The sequence below is a fragment of the Cohnella cellulosilytica genome, assembly GCF_042431195.1.
In the GTDB taxonomy this organism is placed as follows: domain Bacteria; phylum Bacillota; class Bacilli; order Paenibacillales; family Paenibacillaceae; genus Cohnella; species Cohnella cellulosilytica.
The window spans coordinates 21,223-41,718 of sequence record NZ_JBHMDN010000022.1 but is presented as its reverse complement, the minus strand read 5'-3'; the positions used below and the strand labels follow the sequence as shown (position 1 = coordinate 41,718).

The 20,496-nt window shown below is 59.7% G+C and carries 18 protein-coding genes; 2 read left to right on the top strand and 16 right to left on the bottom strand.

Going from position 1 to position 20,496, the window contains the following annotated elements; genetic code table 11:
- Positions 1–57 precede the first annotated feature (57 nt).
- From ACFFT4_RS17645 to ACFFT4_RS17610, 8 genes are all read right to left on the bottom strand, one after another.
- The gene (locus tag ACFFT4_RS17645) at positions 58–516 is read right to left on the bottom strand and encodes a Mini-ribonuclease 3 (RefSeq protein ID WP_378049852.1); all 459 of its coding nucleotides are present in this window, start codon (positions 514–516) and stop codon (positions 58–60) included.
- Positions 501–1,913: a cysteine--tRNA ligase gene (cysS, locus tag ACFFT4_RS17640; protein ID WP_378049850.1), complete on the bottom strand. Its 1,413-nt coding sequence runs from the start codon at positions 1,911–1,913 to the stop codon at positions 501–503. The genes ACFFT4_RS17645 and cysS overlap by 16 nt, the downstream gene beginning before the upstream one ends.
- A 6-nt stretch (positions 1,914–1,919) precedes the next feature.
- The gene (gene cysE, locus ACFFT4_RS17635; RefSeq protein WP_378049848.1) at positions 1,920–2,708 is read right to left on the bottom strand and encodes a serine O-acetyltransferase; all 789 of its coding nucleotides are present in this window, start codon (positions 2,706–2,708) and stop codon (positions 1,920–1,922) included.
- A 225-nt stretch (positions 2,709–2,933) separates the two neighbouring features.
- Positions 2,934–3,110: a hypothetical protein gene (locus ACFFT4_RS17630; RefSeq protein ID WP_378049846.1), complete on the bottom strand. Its 177-nt coding sequence runs from the start codon at positions 3,108–3,110 to the stop codon at positions 2,934–2,936.
- Positions 3,111–3,696: 586 nt separating this feature from the next.
- On the bottom strand, positions 3,697–5,157 hold the full coding sequence (gene gltX / locus ACFFT4_RS17625) for a glutamate--tRNA ligase (protein ID WP_378049844.1): 1,461 nt from the start codon (positions 5,155–5,157) through the stop codon (positions 3,697–3,699).
- Between the two features lie 336 nt (positions 5,158–5,493).
- The gene (gene ispF / locus ACFFT4_RS17620; protein WP_378049842.1) at positions 5,494–5,970 is read right to left on the bottom strand and encodes a 2-C-methyl-D-erythritol 2,4-cyclodiphosphate synthase; all 477 of its coding nucleotides are present in this window, start codon (positions 5,968–5,970) and stop codon (positions 5,494–5,496) included.
- Between the two features lie 157 nt (positions 5,971–6,127).
- The gene (gene ispD / locus ACFFT4_RS17615) at positions 6,128–6,823 is read right to left on the bottom strand and encodes a 2-C-methyl-D-erythritol 4-phosphate cytidylyltransferase (RefSeq protein ID WP_378049840.1); all 696 of its coding nucleotides are present in this window, start codon (positions 6,821–6,823) and stop codon (positions 6,128–6,130) included.
- Between the two features lie 92 nt (positions 6,824–6,915).
- Positions 6,916–8,004, bottom strand: coding sequence for a PIN/TRAM domain-containing protein (locus ACFFT4_RS17610; protein WP_378049980.1), 1,089 nt, complete (start codon positions 8,002–8,004; stop codon positions 6,916–6,918).
- Between the two features lie 195 nt (positions 8,005–8,199).
- On the opposite strand from ACFFT4_RS17610, the gene ACFFT4_RS17605 reads away from it, so the two are divergent.
- Positions 8,200–8,595, top strand: coding sequence for a nucleoside triphosphate pyrophosphohydrolase family protein (locus tag ACFFT4_RS17605; protein WP_378049838.1), 396 nt, complete (start codon positions 8,200–8,202; stop codon positions 8,593–8,595).
- 121 nt (positions 8,596–8,716) lie between these two features.
- Here ACFFT4_RS17605 and pssA read toward each other — a convergent pair whose 3' ends face one another.
- From pssA to ACFFT4_RS17580, 5 genes are all read right to left on the bottom strand, one after another.
- On the bottom strand, positions 8,717–9,466 hold the full coding sequence (gene pssA, locus ACFFT4_RS17600; protein ID WP_378049836.1) for a CDP-diacylglycerol--serine O-phosphatidyltransferase: 750 nt from the start codon (positions 9,464–9,466) through the stop codon (positions 8,717–8,719).
- Positions 9,467–9,629: 163 nt separating this feature from the next.
- Positions 9,630–10,679, bottom strand: a complete 1,050-nt coding sequence (disA, locus tag ACFFT4_RS17595) for a DNA integrity scanning diadenylate cyclase DisA (protein WP_378049979.1) — start codon at positions 10,677–10,679, stop codon at positions 9,630–9,632.
- A gap of 73 nt (positions 10,680–10,752) precedes the next feature.
- The gene (radA, locus tag ACFFT4_RS17590) at positions 10,753–12,120 is read right to left on the bottom strand and encodes a DNA repair protein RadA (protein ID WP_378049834.1); all 1,368 of its coding nucleotides are present in this window, start codon (positions 12,118–12,120) and stop codon (positions 10,753–10,755) included.
- A gap of 347 nt (positions 12,121–12,467) precedes the next feature.
- Positions 12,468–15,545: an MMPL family transporter gene (locus ACFFT4_RS17585; protein WP_378049832.1), complete on the bottom strand. Its 3,078-nt coding sequence runs from the start codon at positions 15,543–15,545 to the stop codon at positions 12,468–12,470.
- 22 nt (positions 15,546–15,567) lie between these two features.
- Entirely contained in the window at positions 15,568–16,197 is a 630-nt protein-coding gene (locus tag ACFFT4_RS17580) for a TetR/AcrR family transcriptional regulator (protein WP_378049830.1), read from the bottom strand.
- A 219-nt stretch (positions 16,198–16,416) separates the two neighbouring features.
- On the opposite strand from ACFFT4_RS17580, the gene ACFFT4_RS17575 reads away from it, so the two are divergent.
- A complete protein-coding gene (locus ACFFT4_RS17575; protein WP_378049828.1) occupies positions 16,417–16,824 on the top strand; it encodes a hypothetical protein in 408 nt (135 codons plus the stop codon).
- Between the two features lie 115 nt (positions 16,825–16,939).
- Here the strand turns inward: ACFFT4_RS17575 and ACFFT4_RS17570 are convergent, their stop codons facing one another.
- The 3 genes from ACFFT4_RS17570 to ACFFT4_RS17560 are packed head-to-tail and all read right to left on the bottom strand — an operon-like array spanning position 16,940 to position 20,457.
- On the bottom strand, positions 16,940–17,956 hold the full coding sequence (locus ACFFT4_RS17570) for a hypothetical protein (RefSeq protein WP_378049826.1): 1,017 nt from the start codon (positions 17,954–17,956) through the stop codon (positions 16,940–16,942).
- A gap of 29 nt (positions 17,957–17,985) precedes the next feature.
- Positions 17,986–19,578 (bottom strand): extracellular solute-binding protein, encoded by a 1,593-nt coding sequence (locus ACFFT4_RS17565; protein WP_378049824.1) that lies wholly within the window; start codon positions 19,576–19,578, stop codon positions 17,986–17,988.
- 30 nt (positions 19,579–19,608) lie between these two features.
- Positions 19,609–20,457, bottom strand: coding sequence for a carbohydrate ABC transporter permease (locus tag ACFFT4_RS17560; RefSeq protein WP_378049822.1), 849 nt, complete (start codon positions 20,455–20,457; stop codon positions 19,609–19,611).
- Positions 20,458–20,496 lie beyond the last annotated feature (39 nt).

Sequence of the window (20,496 nt, the reverse complement as noted above, 5' to 3'; positions counted from 1 at the left end):
ACGGCCTCCGGGCGATCTCGAATCGTGGTTGCCCATTCGTTCATCTTCCTTTATCGTTTAATGCGCCCGGGCGGTCTCGGCGAAAGCCAAATCCATCAATTGCTCCAGACGCTCTCCGTTTCCTTGGTAATACAGATAGCCGACGAGACACTCCAATGCGGTCGCCTGGCGGTAGTCCGCGGGATCGGCGTTGCGCGGCGGCTGGCCGGACTTCGTATTGCGGCCCCGGCGCACGATATCGGCCTCCTCCTCCGTCAGCAGGGACGACCAGCGCTGCAGCAGCTTCGCTTGGGCGGCGGCGGAGACGTACTTCGTCGCCGCGCGGTGAAGCTCGTGAGGCTTGCGGCTGCCGACGGCAATCAGCCGCTGGCGGATGTACACCTCGAACACGGCGTCTCCTACGTACGCGAGCACGATCGGGGACAGCAAGCCGACCGGAACGTCCGAGGGAACGACCGGCGCGATTACGGGCGGCAGGACGGACGGCTGCGGGCGCTCCGTCATTTGCGGCGCCAACGGATGCCCTGCGGCGTATCCTCGAGCAGGATGCCCCGGTCCGCCAGCAGATCGCGGATTTCGTCGGCCCGGGCGAAGTTGCGGTTCGCGCGGGCGGCCGTCCGCTCGGCGATCAGCGCGTCTATTTCCTCGTCCAGCAGCTCGGCCTCCGCTTCTTCGGGCAGCAAACCGAAGATCGCGTTGAATTGACCGATCAGCTCTCCGATGAACAGCAGATCGCTCTCGCCGACGATTTCGCGCTGCAAATACGCGTTCGCTTCGGAGACGACGCCAAACCAGGCGGTAATCGCGTCCGGCGTGCTGAAGTCGTCCTGCATCCGGGAGTGGAATTCGGCGCGCAGTCCTTCCAGACGGGCTCTCAGCTCTTCGTCGGCCGCCAGGGACAGCTCTCCCTTGGCCACCGTGGACAGCCGATGCTTCACGTTGTCGCGGCAGTTCGTCAACCGTTCCACGCTGTTGGCCGCCTGACGAATCGTCTCCTCGCTGAAGTTCAGCGGGCTGCGATAGTGGGTCGCCAGCATCAGATAGCGGATCGCGTATTTGCTCGCGCCCTGCAGCAGCTGGCGGACGGTTACGCCGTTGCCCAGCGACTTGGACATCTTCTCGTTGTTGATGTTCACGAAGCCGTTGTGCATCCAGTAACGCGCCAGCGGCTCGCCGGTCAGGGATTCCGACTGCGCGATCTCGCATTCGTGATGCGGGAACTGCAGGTCGTGGCCGCCTCCGTGAATGTCCAGCGTATCGCCGGCGAACTTGCGCACCATCGCCGAGCATTCGATATGCCAGCCCGGACGTCCTTCGCCCCACGGGCTGGACCAGTGGATTTCGCCCGGCTTGGCGGCTTTCCACAGCACGAAATCCTGCGGATTTTCCTTGCGCTCGTCCACGTCGATGCGGATGCCGTACTGCAACTCGTCGAGATTTTTATGGGACAGCTTCCCGTAATCGGGGAACGTCGACGTGCGGAAATAGACGTCTCCCGCGTTCTCGTACGCCTTGCCCCGCTCGACCAGCTCCCGGATGAAATCGACGATCTCCTCGATCGTCTCCGTTACCCGCGGCGCCACGGTCGGCGCATGGGCGCCCAGCGCTTCGCGGTCTTCCTTGAACGCGGCGATGAACTTCTCGGCCACTTCGGGCACCGTAACGTTCATTTCGGCCGCCTTGCGGATCATTTTATCGTCCACGTCCGTATAGTTCACGATGTAGTTGACCTCGAAGCCGATCGCTTCCAGATAGCGTCTCACCACGTCGAAGAAGATAACCGGCCTCGCGTTGCCGATATGAATGTAATCGTATACGGTCGGGCCGCATACGTACATATTCACTTTCCCCGGCTCGCGCGGGACGAAAGGCTGCAGGTCTCTGGTCATGCTGTCGTATATTTTCAAGTTCACGATGGATTAGCTCCTTTTCTGATCGGCTCCCGATAAGCCTACAAGATCGTACGAACGTTCGGCTCCGTCGCGCCCGTCTCCGGGCTCCGCTTCCTCCGGTTCCTCCCGCGACCCGGCAGGTCCGCCCTCCGAACCCCCTCCGCCCTGCGGGCGTTCGCCTTTGAGGCGCGCCACCTCGGACTTCAGGTCGTTAATTTCCTTCTGCATCAAACGAAACATCTCTATGAGCGGGTCAGGCAGATTCGTATGATCCAGCCGATCGCCGATTTTCTTGCCGTTGCGCTTGACGACGCGGCCCGGAATGCCTACGACGGTGCTGTTGGGCGGCACCTCGCGGAGCACGACGGAATTGGCTCCGATATTCGTATTATCTCCGACCGTGAACGATCCGAGCACCTTCGCTCCGGAAGCGATGACGACGCGATTGCCGATCGTCGGGTGGCGTTTGCCCTTCTCCTTCCCCGTCCCTCCGAGCGTCACGCCCTGGTAGATGACAACCTCTTCCCCGATCTCGCAGGTTTCGCCGATGACGACGCCCATGCCGTGGTCGATGAACAGCTTTCGCCCCAGCGTCGCTCCGGGATGGATCTCGATCCCCGTGAAAAACCGGCTGATCTGGGAGATGATGCGGGCAATCGTATACAGCCGCCGGCGATAGAAAAAACGCGCGACGCGGTGCGCCCATATCGCGTGCAGTCCCGCATACGTAAAGACGACTTCAAACCAGCTCCGGGCCGCGGGGTCGTTCTCGAATACCGCCTCGATGTCCGATTTGACCATTCGCCATATCCCCATGTCCCAATCCCCCCTGCCTCTCTCTATATCAAGCACATACGCCTTCGGCATTTCCTGGAAGCCAACGGCGGCTTTCCCGGAAACGCTGCAGCCAATGACGAGCATGAAACTTGTCGATCCGTATCGCAAATAAAAAAAGCCCCTGCAGCGACTATCGCTGCAGAGACGTCGTGACGCGGTCCCACTCTGCTTAAGCAAGCGCCGGTTGTCGGCCTGCTCGCTCCTCTACGGATCGGTAACGGGAATCCCCCCGGCACCGCTTAACGAAGCCACGGCAAACGCGCCTATCGTCGCGTTCCTGCCGGTTGTCCGCTCGGCGGCGCAGCTCCCAGGCGCATTTCGGTCTTGCTCGAACGAGGCGGCTCTCAGCCAAGGCCGCCCTCTCTGGGCATTCAGCAGCAAAACTTACTTTCCTGTTCGTCGCACATTTTTCGATATAGCACAAGTATATCCCAACCCCGCACCCGTGACAAGACGCGGACCGCTAACCGGGCTGGCGCCGTCTCCGACTTAACAGTCCCTCAGAACCTTACTCCGCCGCATTCCCCCATTTCCGCCGATTTAACGGTCCCTCGGAACGCTATCCCGCGCATTCCCGCATTTCCGTCGATTTAGCGGTCCCTCAGAACCTTACTCCGCCACATTCCCGCATTTCCGTCGACTTAACGGTCCCTCAGAACGCTATCCGGCGCATTCCCGCATTTCCGTCGACTTAACAGTCCCGCAGAACCTTACTCCGCCGCATTCATGCGTTTCCGCCGATTTAACGGTCCCTCGGAACGCTATCCCGCGCATTTCCGCATTTCCGTCGATTTAGCGGTCCCTCAGAACCTTACTCCGCCGCATTCCCGCATTTCCGCCGATTTAACGGTCCCGCGGAACGCTATCTAACCGAACCTCCACCGGCACGCTCAGCAATGTCAGGCAGACTGCCGGAGTTCCGCCAAAGCTCCGTTGACCGCCGGCCCCAGCCGAACCTGCCGTTTCCTTAAAGCCGCTCCGCCAGACGCTTAAGCACCTTGTCCCGGCCAAGCAGCCAGATCGTGCCGTTCAAATCCGGCCCGTGCATCTGCCCGGTCAGGGCGACGCGAATCGGCATGAACAGCCCTTTGCCTTTTACCCCGGTGGCGGTCTGTACGGCCTTGATCAAAGCCTTCATATTGTCGATTGTAAAGCCCGCTTCGCCCGCGTCCTCGATTTGTCCCCGGAACGCTTGCAGCACGGTCGGCACGGTCTCTTCCGCAAGTATCGCGCTCGCCTCGTCGTCGAAAACCAGTTGCTCCTGGAAAAACAAATCCGACAGCGGAACGATTTCCGCCCCGAACCTCAGATGATCGCGGAACAACGCGACCAGCGCGGAAGCCCACTCCAGCTCCCGCCCGTCGGGCGTCTCCGGCAGCCGGCCGGCCGACTTCAAATGCGGGAGGCACAGCTCCAGCACCCGCTCCGGCTCCGCCTGCTTCAGGTAGTGCTGGTTCAGCCAGTTCAGCTTGGCCGTATCGAATACCGCCGGGCTCTTCGACAGACGGTTGGCATTGAAAATTTCGATCAGCCGCTCTCTGCCGAAAATCTCCTCTTCTCCTTCGGGAGACCAGCCGAGCAGCGTAATGAAGTTAAACAGCGCCTCCGGCAAATAGCCGAGCTCTTCGTACTGCTGGATAAATTGGATGATGGATTCGTCGCGCTTGGACAGCTTTTTGCGCTGTTCGTTAACGATCAGCGTCATATGCCCGAATTCCGGAGGCGTCCAGCCGAACGCTTCGTAGACCATCAGCTGGCGGGGCGTGTTCGTAATATGGTCTTCCCCGCGCAGCACGTGCGTAATCGCCATCAAATGATCGTCCACGGCGACCGCGTAGTTGTAAGTCGGAATTCCGTCCTTCTTGACGATAACAAAATCGCCGAAGTCATCCGACTTAAACGAGATTTCCCCTTTGACGAGGTCCTGGAACGTATAAGTTCGATCGGCCGGCACCGTAAAACGAATGCTCGCCACGCGTCCCTCGGCGGCCAACTTCTCCCTGTCCCCTTCGCTCAGATGACGGCATTTCCCCGAGTATTTCGGCGTCTCGCCGCGCGCCGATTGCTCCTCGCGTTCCCGCTCCAGCTCCTCCTCGGTGCAATAGCACGGGTAGGCAAGCTTGCGGTCGAGCAGTTGCTGCGTGTGAACGCCGTAAATATCGAGACGTTCGGTTTGACGGTACGGCCCGTACTCTCCGGGCCGATCGGTGCTCTCGTCCCAATCGACGCCCAGCCACTTCAAATATTTCAGCTGGCTCTCTTCGCCGCCCGCAACGTTGCGCTTAACGTCCGTATCCTCGATTCGGATAACGAACTCTCCCCCGTGATGGCGGGCGAACAAGTAGTTGAAAATGGCGGTTCTCGCATTGCCGATATGCAGATGCCCCGTCGGGCTTGGCGCATAACGCACCCGAACTTTATTGGACATGATCCGTTCCTCCTCGTAACAATCGTATTTATCGTACCTTTCTTGCGCTGCCCCCTGCACTCCAGGCACGGACGCAGCTGCTCCGACACCTTGAGGCACTTTTTTGGCCTTGGTATGCACACCGTCATCGCCCCGAGGCACTTTTTTGGCCTTGGCATGCTCACCGCCATCGCCTCGAGGCACTTTTTTGGCCTTGGCATGCTCACCGTCATCGCCCCGAGGCACTTTTTTGGCCTTGGCATGCTCACCGTCATCGCCTCGAGGCACTTTTTTGGCCTTGGCATGCTCACCCTCGTCGCCTCGAGGCACTTTTTTGGCCTTGGGGCCCCCTCCGGCCTACGCCTTCACCAGCAGCACAACCGCCTGCGAGGCGATGCCTTCGCCGCGGCCCGGGAACCCGAGCCGCTCGGTCGTCGTCGCCTTGACGTTAACCTGCGATTCGTCGCACTCGAGAGCGCCGGCGATCACGGAGACCATCGCCGGTATGTATGGCGCCATCTTCGGCGCTTGAGCGATGATCGTCGCGTCGGCGTTGCCCAGCCTATAGCCCCGCTCCTTCGCCAGACGCCAGACGTGCTCCAGCAGCTTTAAGCTGTCGGCATCCTTGAACGCCGGGTCCGTATCGGGAAAATGCCTGCCGATGTCCCCCAGCCCGAGCGCTCCCAATATCGCGTCGCTGATCGTATGTAAAAGGACGTCCGCGTCGGAATGGCCGAGCAGGCCTTTCTCGTACGGAATAGTGACGCCGCCGATAATGCACGGGCGGCCTTCTACCAGTTGATGAACGTCGAACCCTTGTCCCACTCTAAACATGTTGAAGCTCCTTCCCCTGACGTCTGCTTTCTATCCTCGTTCTCCGCTGCACTCGTCTCTTGCCGCCACTCTCCTCGCATCGACGAGACACAGCGCCGTACCGCCTTGCTATCTAGAGCGCCAGTCTCCCCGAACCCGTCGTTCGGCTCCCGGCTGCCTACTCCTGCCGCCGTATCCGCTCCAGAAGAAGCTCGGCAATCGGCAAATCCTCCGGTGTCGTGATTTTCAGGTTCGCATAGTTCCCCTGAACGATGGCTACCTTGCGTCCCAGCCGCTCCACCAGCATCGCGTCGTCCGTCGCCGCGGCGCCGTCCTCCTTCGCCTGCCGGTGCGCCTGCATCAGCTCGAGCCGCCCGAACGCCTGCGGCGTCTGCACGCTCCACAGCGTGCTGCGCTCCGGCGTCGCCACGATAAAGCCCTGCCCGTCGGACACCTTGATCGTGTCCTTCACGGGCACGGCCAGCGCCGACGCTCCATGCTCCTCCGCCGCCGCGCAGCAGGCCGCGATCTGCTCCGGAGCGACGAGCGGCCGCGCCGCGTCGTGGACAAGCGCGCCGTCCGTCCGCAGAACGGCCAGTCCGGCGTACACGCTGTCCTGGCGCTCCGCGCCGCCGACGATGACGTCGGCCACCTTGCCGTAGCCTCCCGCCGCCGCGATCGCCGAAGCCCGTTCCGTCTCGCCCTCTCCGACGACCAGAACGACGGAGGAGACGGAAGCGCAGCGCTCGAACGCGTCCAGCGCGTAGTCCAGCACCGTTTTTCCGGCCAGCTCCAAATAGACTTTGTTCTCCGCGGCGCCCATGCGGGTTCCCCGACCCGCCGCGACCACCACGGCTCCCCAGCTCCAAGACATTCGCCTAAACTCCCCGCGCACGATCCCAGAATAACAAACGAAAGACGGGACACTAGAGCGTGTCCCGCCCGTAATTCTATTATCATACCGCGTCAGAGCGCTTTTTCCAATAGCTTCGGCTTCGCGAAGATCATTCGGCCCGCCGAAGTCTGGAGCACGCTCGTCACGAGCACCTCCATCGTCGTTCCGATAAAGTCTCTTCCGCCTTCCACGACGATCATCGTTCCGTCGTCCAGATAAGCGACCCCTTGCCCGTGTTCCTTGCCGTCCTTGATGACCTGCACGATGATTTCCTCTCCGGGCAACACGACCGGCTTGACCGCATTGGCCAAATCGTTGATGTTCAGGACGGAGACGCCCTGCAGCTCGCACACTTTGTTCAAATTAAAATCGTTGGTGACCACCTTGCCCTGCATCGCCTTGGCCAGCTTCACGAGCTTGCTGTCGACTTCACCGGGCTCCTCGTTCGCATCCTCGTAAATCAATACCTTGACGTCCAGCTCCTTCTGAATCTTGTTCAGAATGTCCAGGCCTCTGCGCCCTCTGTTCCGCTTGAGCAGATCGGAGGAATCGGCGATATGCTGCAGCTCCTCCAGCACGAACTCCGGAATGACAAGCGTGCCTTCAATAAATCCGGTTTTGCAGATGTCCGCGATCCGACCGTCAATAATGACGCTCGTATCCAGAATCTTGTGCTCCTCGTAACGAGGCCCCGTCTTCTCCGCAGGCTCGACCCTTCTGCGCTCGAGCAGCAGCACGCCGAGCTCGTCCTTTTTCCGCAGGCCCACGATCAGCCCCGCGTATCCGAGCGCCAGTGCGGCGCCCGCCGCCAGCACCCGACCCACATACGGAATATCCGTGATATAGGGATACAGGAAGGATGAGAGCGCAAGCCCTAAAATCAAACCGATCATGCCGGTCAGCAATTCCGACATCGGATAACCGGACAGCCGGTCGATCGTGCGGTGCAGCGCGCGCGACAGCGGCGCCGACAGCGAAGTCGCCAGCAGGAAGCCCGCTCCCGCTCCGACGATCAGGCTCAGCATCCCGCCCGACCCCGTCGAAGTCCCCAGCAGAGTCCCCATCAGGGGCGACTCCGACGCGAGCTGCGAAGCCGACATCTGCTGACCCAGCAGCGCTCCGATCAACAACCCGAACGTCTGAATCACTCTTCTCATAATCATAGAAATCACTCCCTCTCTTGTCTCCATCGAAAAAATTCTCGTTACTAGTATGTTCCAATTTTCCGCTCGCTAATCTTCCCTCCGTTCGCATCTTAAAGTTTCTTTAGAAATCGTAACTTTCTTTGAATTCTCTTCCGCCTTGCACTATAATGGAGGAGAAAAAGTAAATAAAAGGTAACCGAGGTGGAACGGATGGGCGCGCCTACGCTTCAGGAATTTCAAAGTCAGGTGTCGGAATTGTTGCTCCGCCATCGCAGTCTGCTCGATGTCGTCACGAAGTTCAGTCAATCCAATGCCTCCGTGAACCGGGCCGTATCCAAGTCGATCACGGAATGCGGATGCATCGCTCTTAACGCCAGAAACCAAGGCTTTTCCGCCGAGATGCCTCTCGATCAGGCCAACCGCCAATCGAAATCGCATATGGAAGGCGAACTGTGCGAGCAATGCCGTGAAATCATTCGCAACGAAATGGGCAAAAATTTATTCTACATGTCGGCCATGTGCAATCTGCTGGACATCAGCCTCGAGGACGTTGTCGCGCGCGAAGCGGACAAATGCTCGACGCTCGGCTGGTTTAATCTCACCTGAGACCGGCGGCGACCGGCCCGACAACGCCTAACAGCCTCCCGTCGCCGGGAGGCTGTTTCTATGCAAAAGGCGCGCCGAGTCTTCCCTCGCGGGAAAACCCGGCGCGCCGGCCTAATCTTCGTTATGCGCTATGCTTCGAGCTTTCCTCGTCCTCGGGAGTTCCTCTGCGTCCGCCTCTTCTTCTGGAAGGGAGCAAGCTTTCAACGTTTTTTTTTAGTCCCCACAGCGCGTAGAGCAGCAGCAAGGCCAGAATGACCTTCGGGATCGCCCGCTGGAACATGAAGGCGAGAACCGCGGCCCCGAGCACGACTACGGGAATTGCCCAGATCGCTTTCTTCGGCAGTCCCAGCTTTTTGAAGTTGGGATATTTCATATTGCTGACCATCAGGAAGGACAACGCCAGCGTGCTGAGCAGCAGCAAGGAGTAGTGCAGCTCGGAATGGAACAGGGCAAGCGTGGCCAGCACCCCGCCGGCGGCCGGAATGGGAAGCCCGATGAAATAACCGGGAATGCCGTCTATGACGTTGAATCTAGCAAGCCTGAGCGCGCCGCAAATGGGGAAAATCGCCGTCACGATCCAGGCCATCGCCGGGCTGACGCCCTGGAACGCCGCCTGGTACATGATGAAAGCCGGAGCCACCCCGAAGGAAATGACGTCCGACAGCGAGTCCAGCTCCTTGCCGAATTCGCTCTGCGCGTTAAGCGCGCGCGCCACGCGGCCGTCCAACCCGTCCAGAAGCATCGCGATAATGACCAGCAGCGCAGCTGTATTTGAACTGTTCGTATCGTTATTGAAGGCTAAGATGATGGCGATTACGCCCAAACCCAGGTTACCTATGGTAAATAAATTCGGTATTGACTTCGTAATCATGTTTGCCACCTCGACTTTACTATACCCTTATGGTCCTTAAGTTAAGCGTTGCCGGCTTCTCTCTCGATCGGATAAGGCTAACGAACCTTATACTTTCTGAATCGTCTAGAAAAGGGACGATCTGGAAACCCGGACCGCTAAGGCCCTCCCAATTGTAGTCCCCTTATATCTGTCTGTCAATAAACACCTGGTCCTGGATCCGTTTTAACCCTTCCTTGATCGCCCGCGCCCGAACCTCCCCGATGCCGTCGACTTCGTCCAGCTCCTCGATCGAGGCGGTGACGATATGCGGCAGGGCGCCGAACCGGTCCACCAAATTGTGAATGATGACGGCGGGCAGCCGCGATATTTTGCTCAGGATGCGATAGCCTCGCGGCAGCAGCCCCTCCTCCACAACGGAGTTCAGCGACGGATAGCCCAGAATGCGGATCAAGGCCGCCGGGTCCAGCAGCTCTTCCGACGACAGCTTGCGAATCGCCGTCTGAATTTCCTTGACCTTGCTCTCGCCCTCTTCCTTGGCGTAATCGCGCAGCAGCAGCCAGGTCTCCTCCTCGGCGGAGCCGACGAGCTCTTCCTTCTGCATGCTGATCAGCCGGCCTTCGTTGCCCAGCTCCAGCACGTACCGGTTAATCTCGTTGTTGATTCGCAGCACCATCTCCGCGCGCTGAATGACGTGGGCGACCTCGTGCATCGTGACCATTTCCTCGAATTCCAGCGCGGACAAATTCGTCAGCGCCTGGGTGAACACGACCCGATATCGTTCCAGCGTCTGAATCGCCTGGTTCGCCTTCGTCAGAATGACGCCCATCTCCTTAAGCGCGTAGCGCAGCTGTCCCTGGTACAGCGTAATGACGTTGCGCCGCTGGGAAATGGAGACGACCAGCTTGCCCGTCTGCTTGGCTACCCGCTCCGCCGTCCGATGGCGAATGCCGGTTTCCGAGGAGGAGATGGAGGAGTCCGGAATCAACTGGGTGTTGGCGTACAGAATGCGCTTGACGTCTTCGTTCAGAATAATCGCGCCGTCCATTTTCGCCAGCTCGTACAGGTAGTTGGGACTGAAGTCGCAATTGATCGAGAAGCCACCGTCCACGACGGCCATCACTTCCGGGCTGTAGCCGACGACGATCAACGCGCCCGTCTTCGCCCGCAGCACATTCTCGAGCCCGTCGCGAAAAGCGGTCCCCGGGGCGACCATCTGAAGGAGCTGGTTCATCGTTCTCTCCTGCTGATGGCGTTCCTTCTCCTTGACGTCTTTCTCTTTATATTCCTTCACGATGCATCGCCCCCTATTCCAATGCCGCCTTCAGCGCATCCGCGACCGTCCTGACGCCGATGAGCTGGATATCGCGGGGCGGCTGCCAGCCCTTCATGCTCATTTCCGGCAGGATCACGCGCTTGAAGCCCAGCTTGTGCGCTTCCTTGACTCTCTGTTCCGCCCGCGAGACCGCCCGCACTTCCCCGGTCAGCCCGACCTCTCCGAAGATCGCGTCGAACGGCTTCGTCGGCGCGTCCTTGAAGCTCGACGCCAGGCTGACCGCCGCGGCCAAATCCGTCGCCGGTTCGTCCAGCTTGACGCCTCCCGCCACGTTCAGATAAGCGTCCTGATTTTGCAGGAACATTCCCATCCGCTTCTCCAGCACGGCAATGACGAGCGACATCCGGTGATGATCGAACCCGGAAGCCATCCGCCGCGGGGACGGAAAATGGGTCGGAGACACGAGCGCCTGCAGCTCCACCAGCACAGGACGGGTTCCCTCCATGCTCGCCACGACCGTGGAGCCGGCCACCCCGAGCGGCCTCTCGGAGAGGAAAAGCTCCGACGGGTTGGCCACTTCCTTCAAGCCGTCCTCCGTCATGTCAAAAATGCCGATCTCGTTCGTGGAGCCGAAGCGATTTTTCACCGCCCGCAAAATCCGATAAGTATGATGACGCTCGCCTTCGAAATACAGCACGCAATCGACCATATGCTCCAGCAGGCGCGGACCGGCGATCGCGCCTTCCTTGGTCACGTGGCCGACGAGCACCGTGGCCACTCCGTTCACCTTGGAAATTCTCATGAAATGGGCGGTGCATTCCCGTACCTGCGCCACACTCCCGGGAGCGGACGCGACCTCCGGCCGGTATACCGTCTGAATGGAATCGATCACGAGAAAATCGGGCTGAACCTCGGAGATCGCCTCCTCGATCGTTTCCAGGTTCGTCTCGCAGAGAACGTACAATCTATCGTTCAACGCGCCCAGCCGATCGGCGCGAAGCTTCGTCTGGCGGACGGATTCCTCTCCCGACACGTACAGCACCTTAAGGCCCTGCGCGGACAGCGAATGCGAAGTTTGCAGCAGCAGCGTCGACTTGCCGATCCCGGGATCGCCCCCGACCAGCAGCAGCGACCCCGGAACAAGCCCGCCTCCAAGCACCCGGTTGAGCTCGGACATGCCCGTCTCGACGCGGGGCTCCTGCCCGCTCTCTATATGTATGATCGCACGCGCCTTTTCTTTCGTCCGGATCAGCTCGCTCCGTCCGACCGGCGCCTTGATCTCCTTCTCCGTCTCCTCCACCATCGTGTTCCACTCATGGCAGCCGGGACATTTGCCCATCCATTTCGGGGATTCGGTCCCGCACTGGGTGCATACGAATTTGATTTTGACCTTCGCCATGGCAGTTGGTGGCTCCTTTAGCTGTTGGTAGTCCTTATTCAAGAATTTTACCACTTTCGTTCGCGCAGAGGAACCGAACGGCATATAAAAATAGCCCAAAGATAAGCGGCCTCGCCCGGACGCAGGCCTTTCCCGCATCCTTTGCGAGCCTAAGCAAAAACGCCTTCGGCGCCCTCATGACGCGCAAACGCGTATCTCCATCCATTGCAAAATCCCTCGCAAAGCAATCCTAAGCTTCGCAGCTTATTCCGATTGCTTTGCGAGGGACCAAACCCCCATACTGATAGGAAAACGGCCAGCCGGGACAGCTCCGCTTGCGGAACCGCCCCCTGCCGGACGCGTCTTTTTTATTCGGTTTCCTTCCGCCCGCGAAGCGCGCCCGGCAGCGCCATCAGCGCCGGAACGAGCATCGGCAGCAGCACGAAGACCAGCACGATCAGGCCGACGATTACGGCCGTGGCCATCTCGATGAGCAGCACCAGTCCCGAAGGCATCAGCGTGGCGAACGTTCCGCCGAGAATGATCATCGCGGAGATGATGACTCCTCCTACGCTTCGCGTCGCGCGTTTAATCGCTTCTTGATGATCGATATCGCCGTACTCCTTATACCGCATCATCAGGAAGATGCCGTAATCGACGCCAACGGCGACGATGACGATGAAGGAGAAGAACGGTACGAACGAAGACAGCCCTTCCGTTCCGAGAATGTATTCGGCGACCAGCTTCGATGCGCCCATGGCGACATAATACGAAGCGATCAGCGATACGACGATGTACAGCGCCGGCAGCAGCGAACGAATGACCATCAGCAGCACCAGGAACACGCTGACGATGACGATGATCGCCGCGCTGTTAAAGGAGGCGAGCTGGGATTCGTTCATATCGTGCGTAATCGAGGTCGGTCCGGCCGCTCCCCGCGCCGCATCGGCCAGCACGGTTCCGTCCAGGCGGCTGTCCGTGACGTCGTTGATCCGATCGATGACTTTCAGCGCCTCCGGGGAATACGGGTCCTCGTTCAGCACGACGATCAGCTTGGTTACCGTGCGATCCTTGGACATGAACGCATCCTTCGCCTGGCCGAACTGCTCGCTGTCCAGCGCCTCCCGCGGAATGAAGAACGTCTTCGTCGTCCCCATCTGAACGAGGAAGTCGCCGGTCTGCTTCAAGCCGTCCGAAATGTCCGACAGCCCTTGTCCGCTCTGCTGCAGCCCGTCCTTCAACTGGTCGAAGCCTCCGTTCAGCGCCCCGAGCCCTTCGTTCAACTGCAGCTGTCCGGCCTCGATGTCGGCCAGCGCTCCGCTCAGGCGCTCCATCGAAGCCGCGAGCGTCTTGCCGCCGGATTGGCCTTGCGCCAGGCCGGCCGACAATTCCTTGGCCCCCTTCTCCAGCTCCGCCAATCCTCCGACGATCTGCTGCTGCCCTGCGGCCAACTGGCGCAAACCGGACGTCGAAGAGGCAAAGCCGGCTTGCAATTCGGACGAATTGCGCTCCAGCTCGGAGAAGCCGTCGGCAATGCTTGCCAGCGCGGTGGAAAGCTGCTGTCCCGCGTTCTTCAGCGCCGCATAATCTTCATCCTCCGCCAGCTCCGCGTGCGTCTGGCCCAGCTTGGCGATAAGACCGTTCATCGCGCTCATCCCGTTCTGCAGCTCGGGAATTCCGTCCCCCAGCTTCGCATAGCCGCCGCCGAGCGCGTCGTAGCCTTGGCGGAGCCGGTCCAGCGCGTCGGCCAGCACGCCGGTCTGCTTGGCGATATCCTCCATGCCCCCGCGCAGCTTGGCGATTCCGTCTTCGAGCGCGCGGCCTCCGCTCGCTCCGTCGCCGATGCCGGAGACGATCCGGTTCACGGCGTCGGTCACCTGGTCCAATCCGCCCCGCACCTGGCCGGTTCCTTCCGCCAGCTGCGCCACTTGCGAGAAGTCCGGCGCGTTCAGCTCCGAGCGCATCCGATCCAGGCCGTCCCGCACGGCGTCGACGCCGTCCCGGGACGCGGAGATCCCCTTGGTCACTTCCGCGGTCTGACCCTTAATATAGAAGTCGTCGATCGGCTTGGCCTCCGGCTGAGTTACGCCGGACACTTGATTCACGCCCGGAATTTCCCGGATCGCGTTCGTCAGGTCGTCGAGCACGGCCAGCGCCTCGTTGTTGTCCAGCGCCTCCTTGCCCTCGATGACGAGGGTGGTCGGCAGAGCCTGGCCCCTGCTGAATCGCTCGGCCACGATGCCGAATCCTTTGGTCGAAGGGTGGTCGTCGCCGAGCTCCGCCAGCTGGTCGAAGCTGAGCTTCTGTCCGCTCGTCAGGAAGACGGGAATGAGCAGCACGGCGATGACAGCGACCGTCACGATCGGGCGCTTGACGGCCGTCCGGGTCAGCCCTGCCATCAGGCCGCTTTCCTTATGGCCCGCCGAGCCGCGGGACGGCCAGAACAGCTTGGCGCCGAAAGTCTTCATGACGAACGGCGTCAGCGTCAGAATCACGAGCACCAGAATGACCGTTCCGATGGCGACCACGTTCGCCGATTGATAGATCCCGAAGTCCGAGAACGTCAAGCCCGCGAAAGCGATGAACACGGTCAGAATGCTGTAAATAATCGTTTTGCCCGCGGTCCGGTAGGAAGCGACGATGGCCTCGTCCGTCGATTTGCCGAGCGCCAGCTCCTCCTTGAACCGGTTAAACAGCAGGATGTTGTAATCCGTTCCTATCCCGAACAGAATCAGCACGAGCAGCATCTGCGTCACGCTGGTAATCGGAAATTCCAGCTTGTCGATCAACTGCGCGGCGATGCCCATCGACACCAGGTACGAAATGCCTACCGTCAGCAGCGACACGATAGGAATGAGCGCCGAACGGAACATCAGCAGCAGCACGACCAGAATAAAGATAACCGTCAGCGCGGCGCTCTTCTCGACGCCGGCGATCGTCGCCTTCAAGTAATCGTTCTCGATAAAGTCCTCGCCGGTCAAATAAAACTGGACCGGCACGTCCTTGAGCACAGCCGCGAACTGTTCGCCGATCTCGTCGACGCTTCGGCCGTTAATCTGGAGCACGAACGGCGCCATCACCGTCGTCCGGTCCTTGGAAATCAATTGGTCGCCGACCTCGGGGGAAGAGAACGGATCGATCAGTTCGGCGGCGCCAAGCGCTTCCTGTCCAGCCTTGATCTCCCCGATCCCGGCTTGAATCCCCTTCATGTCGTCCTCGGACAAGCCTTCCTCCTTGAAGAAGACGACGATATCGCTTCGTCCCTCCGCGTTGCTCATCTTCTTGAGCAGGTCGTGGGCGATCACCGCGCGGCTGTCCGCCGACAGCGGATTTTGTCCCCGCTCGTGCAAAATGGCGTTCACATCGGGTTGAATGACCGTCAGCACAACGGTCGCGACGATCCATACGGCCAGCAGCGGCCAACGCCAGCGAATAATTCGTTGCATTCGATTCCTCTCCTTCTCTCTCTCAGCTTCGGTGCGCTTCCATCTGTTTCTCCAAGCCGCAGCCGAACACGTCAATCACCCGTTCGACCAGCGTTCCGAGCATGTCGGAGTCGTGGTAGTTGGCCACGATCCAGGCTACGCTCTCGATCATCGTCGCCGCCAGCATGCCGATCTCGATTCTCTCCCGTTCGTCCAAGGGCCCCGCCGGACCTTTGGCCGCCGTGAACGACTTCGTCAGCAAGCTCTCGACGAACCCGGTCAGCTCGCTGCGGATGCTCTCGTACTTCGAGCCTTCGCTGCGGCACAGCAGCAGCAGCAGACTGGGGCCCGACGCCATAAGCAGCCCGACCAGCGTATTCTGGACGCGTTCGAAAAAGCTGGTTCTCTTCTCGACGTCCCAGCCGTCCGTCGCAATAGCTTCCGCCGTCTGCAGGTACTCCTGCGCATATCGGTTGTATTCGCTGTACAGGGGACCTACGATGGCGTCGAACAGATCCTCCTTATTGCGAAAATACCGATAAATATTGCCCGAGGTCATACCGGCCGCGGTCGCGATCCGCCGCATCGACGCTTCCAGGTACCCGCTCTGCCGGAACTCCTCGTAGGCGGCCAGCATAATGGCGCTGCGTACTTCCTCCTTCAAAACTTGCATTAGTGATCACCTGATCATTATTATGATGAAAATAATTATACCTTTTCGGCCAGGCACCGGGCAATAGCGAAAATGTGAACATTGTCCGTCGTTTCCCGAGCCGGCCCCTGTGTCGGCGGCACGGCAAAAATGTGGCAATGACCTCAATGCTTTATCCAGTCCTTTCCATTGGCCAAGCATATGATGTGTTATTCCCTTGCAGAAAGGAGGTTCATCCTTATGACAACCTTATTCAACTACAACGCGACCGTAGTCACTCCGATTGCCGGAGGGACCAATATCGCGGTCCCGCTGACCCCGGCCAAAACGGACATCGCCTCCGTCATCGTCAGCGTCCCTAACGTCGTGCCTAGATACGTGGAAATTAACGCGACAATCGGCATTGAGGGCAGCCCGGGAGCCGGTTCCGTTCTGTATCGCATCCGCCGCGGAGGCACCGAGATTTATTATTCCCGGATCGGCGTCGAAACTTCATTTACCACGTACGAATTGAACGCCCTGCTGGCCATCGACGGAAATTCTCCCCCCGGCCCGCAGATTTATACGGTTTCAATCGAGAGCGTAACTCCGGGCTTAACCGCAGCCGTCATCGGTCCCGTGGAAATCAGTGCTTCTTCCTTCGGTTAATGCGGAACAGACTTCCCTTGCCGGCAGAACGCCGCAGCGGGCGCACCACGCCAAAGACGGCCTCTCTCCTTCGGAGACGAGACCGTCTTTGTTCATTTCCTCCGTCCTTGCCCGATCAGCCGATCGGCGCGGAAGCCGCGAACGTAATCGCGCGATATTCGTTCCCGAGCGTCGCGTCGACCGTTCGGCGCGGCCGAACCGCGCAATAGAAGTGGTAGAGCACTCCGTCGCGCATCAGCACCGAAGGCTTGTGCGCATGCGTCGCATCCAGTTCCTCCTCCGTTCCGTGCCGGAGCAGCGGCTCCCTCGCGCACATCCATTCCAGCAGATTGTCGGAGGTTGCCGCTCCTTCCTGGGCGTGCGAACCGTCAAAGCCGAAGTAAAACATCCGCCAGCGGCCTTCGTCCCGGACGACGAACGGATCGGACGCGAAGACCGATTGCCAGCTTCCCGGCACGACGCGCACGACGGGATTGCCCTCGTATCGGCTCCAGTTCCGCAGGTCCGGCGACGTTGCAACCCCGGTTTGCTCGCGCCAGGCCGACGCCTCGTTCTTCGCATTGTAAAACAAATAATAGAGGCCTTCATGTTCCAGCAGACAAGCTTTGTAGAGCCCTCCCCGTTCCCAGTCCTCCCCGTCTCTCCAGGAGAACACGGGCCGTTCCAGACGGTTCCAGGTCATCAGGGTTTCGTCGGTCGTCCAGGCCAGCCCTATCTCCGCCGGCCCCGCTTCGTACCCTTCTTCGGGATAAGCATGATAGACCATCCAATACTTGCCGTCCGCCTTCTTGAGCGTTGGCAGGCCGGAAAGCGCATCCGTCTCCTTGAGCAGCCACGTTCCCGCCGCGCCGACATCATCCCAGCCCCGTCCCTCGCCTCTGCCCAGAATGACGCCATGGCTTCTCCAGTTCAGCAGATCGTCGCTTTCGGCCAGCGCCGTCTGATAGCCGCGGCCGTCATAGCCGATATACATCATCCTGTACCGACCGTTGTGATAGAAGACGAACGGACAATCTACGCCATGGCTGTCGAACCGACCTTCTTCTCCGGAAGGCGCAATAACCGGCAATCCCCGCTTATACTCCGTGCGATACTTCGTTATCCAATTCTGGAGGTTGTCCGTCTCCGGCATATCGCCCCTCCTCTCCTCGCCGCGGTAAATTATTGAATCAGGCCCGCCTGCTTGAACTGCTCCGTCGCCTGGTCGAGCAGCTGCTGTCCGCCGGATGCCAGCCATTGCTGAACGAAGCCGTCGTAATCGCTCGTGCCGCCCAGGATGTACTTGATGTCGAACTCGTTCTGCATCGTTTCCAGATCGGACTTGAGCTGCGCATCGAGAGACAGCACCGACATATCGTTCGGGTTAGCCGGCATTTTCATCGCTTCCAGGTCCAGACGCATCTGCTTGATGTCGGAGTCTCCCGGCTGCTCGTTCATGCTCTCCACTACGCCGTCCTGTCCGGTAGCGACCCAGGTGCCCCAGTCGTAAGCCCCTTTGTTGTCTTGACGGTACAGCTCGTCCTTCAGACTGACGAACTTGCCGCCGTCCTCCAGCTCGACGACCTCCTGTCCGTTAACGCCCACTCCCCAGCGGAGAGCCCAATACCCGTCGTTCGGATACGTGGAGGATTCGATAATTTTCAGAATGCGTTGCAGCTTCGCCGGGTCCTCGGCCGCCTTCTTGGAAATCGTGACGATCGTTCCGGCGACCGCTCCGGGCGGCAGGTTGCCGCCTTCCGGTCCGCCCTTCGGCATCTGCAGGTTCTCGAACCAGTCGATTGTGGCGCCGGTGTTGCCCGTGCCGCCTTCCAGCTCGTTGATCAGAACGCCCGGATAGAAGGTGATGCCTACCTTGCCGGAAAACAGCTTGGGCTTGCGCTGCTCCCAGCCCTGCGTGTACCAGTCGGGATCGACCAGCTTTTCGTCCACGATCGTTTTGACGAAATCGAGCATTTTCTTATGCGTCCCGTTCACGATCGAGTGGTCCGCTTTGTCCCCGTTCACGAAAAACTCCCGTTTGCCGTACATGAACTCCAGATTGGCCAGCTCTCCCAGGTTAACCCCCGCGCCCGCCGAGCTGATGCCCCAAGTATCGTTTTCCCCGTTGCGGTCCGGGTCGTCATGCGTGAATTTGCGCAGCACCTCCAGCAGTTCTTCCGGCGTGGTCGGCTTTTGCAGGTTCAAGTTGTCCAGCCAGTCCTGCCGAACTTTGAAGGCGAACGTGTTCGGAGCCGGCAGCATCGGCAGACCGATCATGCTCCCGCCTTCGTTCACGAATGCCTTCGATTGCGGACTGAAGGACGACGCCAGCGTCGGCACCTTATCCAGATAAGGCGTCCAATCGTCCAGCAGCACGCCTTGCTGGTACAGCTTCTTCACCAGATTGACGTTCCAGACGGCGATGATATCCGGCGGATCGTTCGAAGCGAATTGCACCATCAGCTTGCTTTCCAAATCCGATTCGGGGTAGGCGGACAGCTTGAAGTCGACGTTGTACGTCTCGTTCATCCACTTTCTCCATGGATCGTTGTCGTCCGTGGGCGTATTCACCCAGCCGTTCTCGATCATCGAGATTGTCAGCTTCTCCCCGCTGTCCTGGGAAGCTTCGCCGCCGGGAGCCGGAGAGCCGCTGCCCGAAGCAATCGGGCTTGAGCTTGGGCCGGCCTTCCCTTCCTCGTTGCCTCCGCAAGCCGTCAGCAGAGTCGTTCCCGCCAGCAGCAGAGCCAAAACAACGCTTGCCGTTTTTCTTGCCATTTTCATACCCCCATCTTCGTATTTCTGATTTTATCCTTTCACCGCGCCCAGATACATCCCTTTGGTGAAATGTTTCTGCAGGAACGGATAAACCAGCAGGATCGGTACGGTCCCGATGACGGCGACCGCCATTTTCAGCGACTCGGTAGATACCCGCTGCGCGGGATTAAGCACCGATGTCGGGTTAAAATTGGAGCCGATGTTCGCGTTGGCGAACATGTTGCGCATGACCAACTGCAGCGGCATCCAGTCTGGATTGTTGATATACAGGAAAGCGTCGAACCAGCTGTTCCAATGCGCCACGGCGACGAACAGCCCGATAGCGGCGAGCGCCGGCTTGCTCATCGGCAGGATGACCTTGGACATCAGCGTCCAGTCTCCGGCCCCGTCGATTTCGGCCGATTCCTCGACCTCCTTGGGGATGCCCTCGAAAAATTGCTTGAGCACCAGCAGGCTCCAGCTATCGATCAGCGCGGGCACGATCAGCGCCCAGAACGTATCCAGCAAATGAAGGTCCTTCATCACCAGGTAGGCCGGAATCATTCCGCTGTTGAACAACACCGTTACGAGCACGAGAAACAGGAACACCTTTCGTCCGACCAAGTGCTTGCGCGAAACGACGTAAGCCGCGACTGCGGTCATTGTCAACGTGAACGCAGTGCCCACAATCGTCCGCATGACGCTGACCTTCAAGGCATCGGTAAAGACGGAGCCGCTGAACAGTCTTTCGTAGGCAAGCAGCGTCGGCCGATACGGGAAGAAAATAAAGCCGTTGCGCTGAATCCACTCCTGCTCGTTGACGAGCGACATGGAAATGACGTATAAAATCGGATACAGCGAAGCTGCGGACAACACGCCGATAACGGCATAAGACAACATTTGATACCCTCGTTCGCCCCGGTTTCGCATAGGCTTCTC

Bases quoted from the DNA above. Each gene is read 5' to 3' on its own strand.
- cysE (WP_378049848.1), bottom strand. From the start codon at position 2,708: ATGGGGATATGGCGAATGGTCAAATCGGACATCGAGGCGGTATTCGAG.
- gltX (WP_378049844.1), bottom strand. From the start codon at position 5,157: ATGTCCAATAAAGTTCGGGTGCGTTATGCGCCAAGCCCGACGGGGCAT.
- ispF (WP_378049842.1), bottom strand. From the start codon at position 5,970: ATGTTTAGAGTGGGACAAGGGTTCGACGTTCATCAACTGGTAGAAGGC.
- ispD (WP_378049840.1), bottom strand. From the start codon at position 6,823: ATGTCTTGGAGCTGGGGAGCCGTGGTGGTCGCGGCGGGTCGGGGAACC.
- ACFFT4_RS17605 (WP_378049838.1), top strand. From the start codon at position 8,200: ATGGGCGCGCCTACGCTTCAGGAATTTCAAAGTCAGGTGTCGGAATTG.
- pssA (WP_378049836.1), bottom strand. From the start codon at position 9,466: ATGATTACGAAGTCAATACCGAATTTATTTACCATAGGTAACCTGGGT.
- disA (WP_378049979.1), bottom strand. From the start codon at position 10,679: ATGAACCAGCTCCTTCAGATGGTCGCCCCGGGGACCGCTTTTCGCGAC.
- radA (WP_378049834.1), bottom strand. From the start codon at position 12,120: ATGGCGAAGGTCAAAATCAAATTCGTATGCACCCAGTGCGGGACCGAA.
- ACFFT4_RS17585 (WP_378049832.1), bottom strand. From the start codon at position 15,545: ATGCAACGAATTATTCGCTGGCGTTGGCCGCTGCTGGCCGTATGGATC.
- ACFFT4_RS17580 (WP_378049830.1), bottom strand. From the start codon at position 16,197: ATGCAAGTTTTGAAGGAGGAAGTACGCAGCGCCATTATGCTGGCCGCC.
- ACFFT4_RS17575 (WP_378049828.1), top strand. From the start codon at position 16,417: ATGACAACCTTATTCAACTACAACGCGACCGTAGTCACTCCGATTGCC.
- ACFFT4_RS17570 (WP_378049826.1), bottom strand. From the start codon at position 17,956: ATGCCGGAGACGGACAACCTCCAGAATTGGATAACGAAGTATCGCACG.
- ACFFT4_RS17565 (WP_378049824.1), bottom strand. From the start codon at position 19,578: ATGGCAAGAAAAACGGCAAGCGTTGTTTTGGCTCTGCTGCTGGCGGGA.
- ACFFT4_RS17560 (WP_378049822.1), bottom strand. From the start codon at position 20,457: ATGTTGTCTTATGCCGTTATCGGCGTGTTGTCCGCAGCTTCGCTGTAT.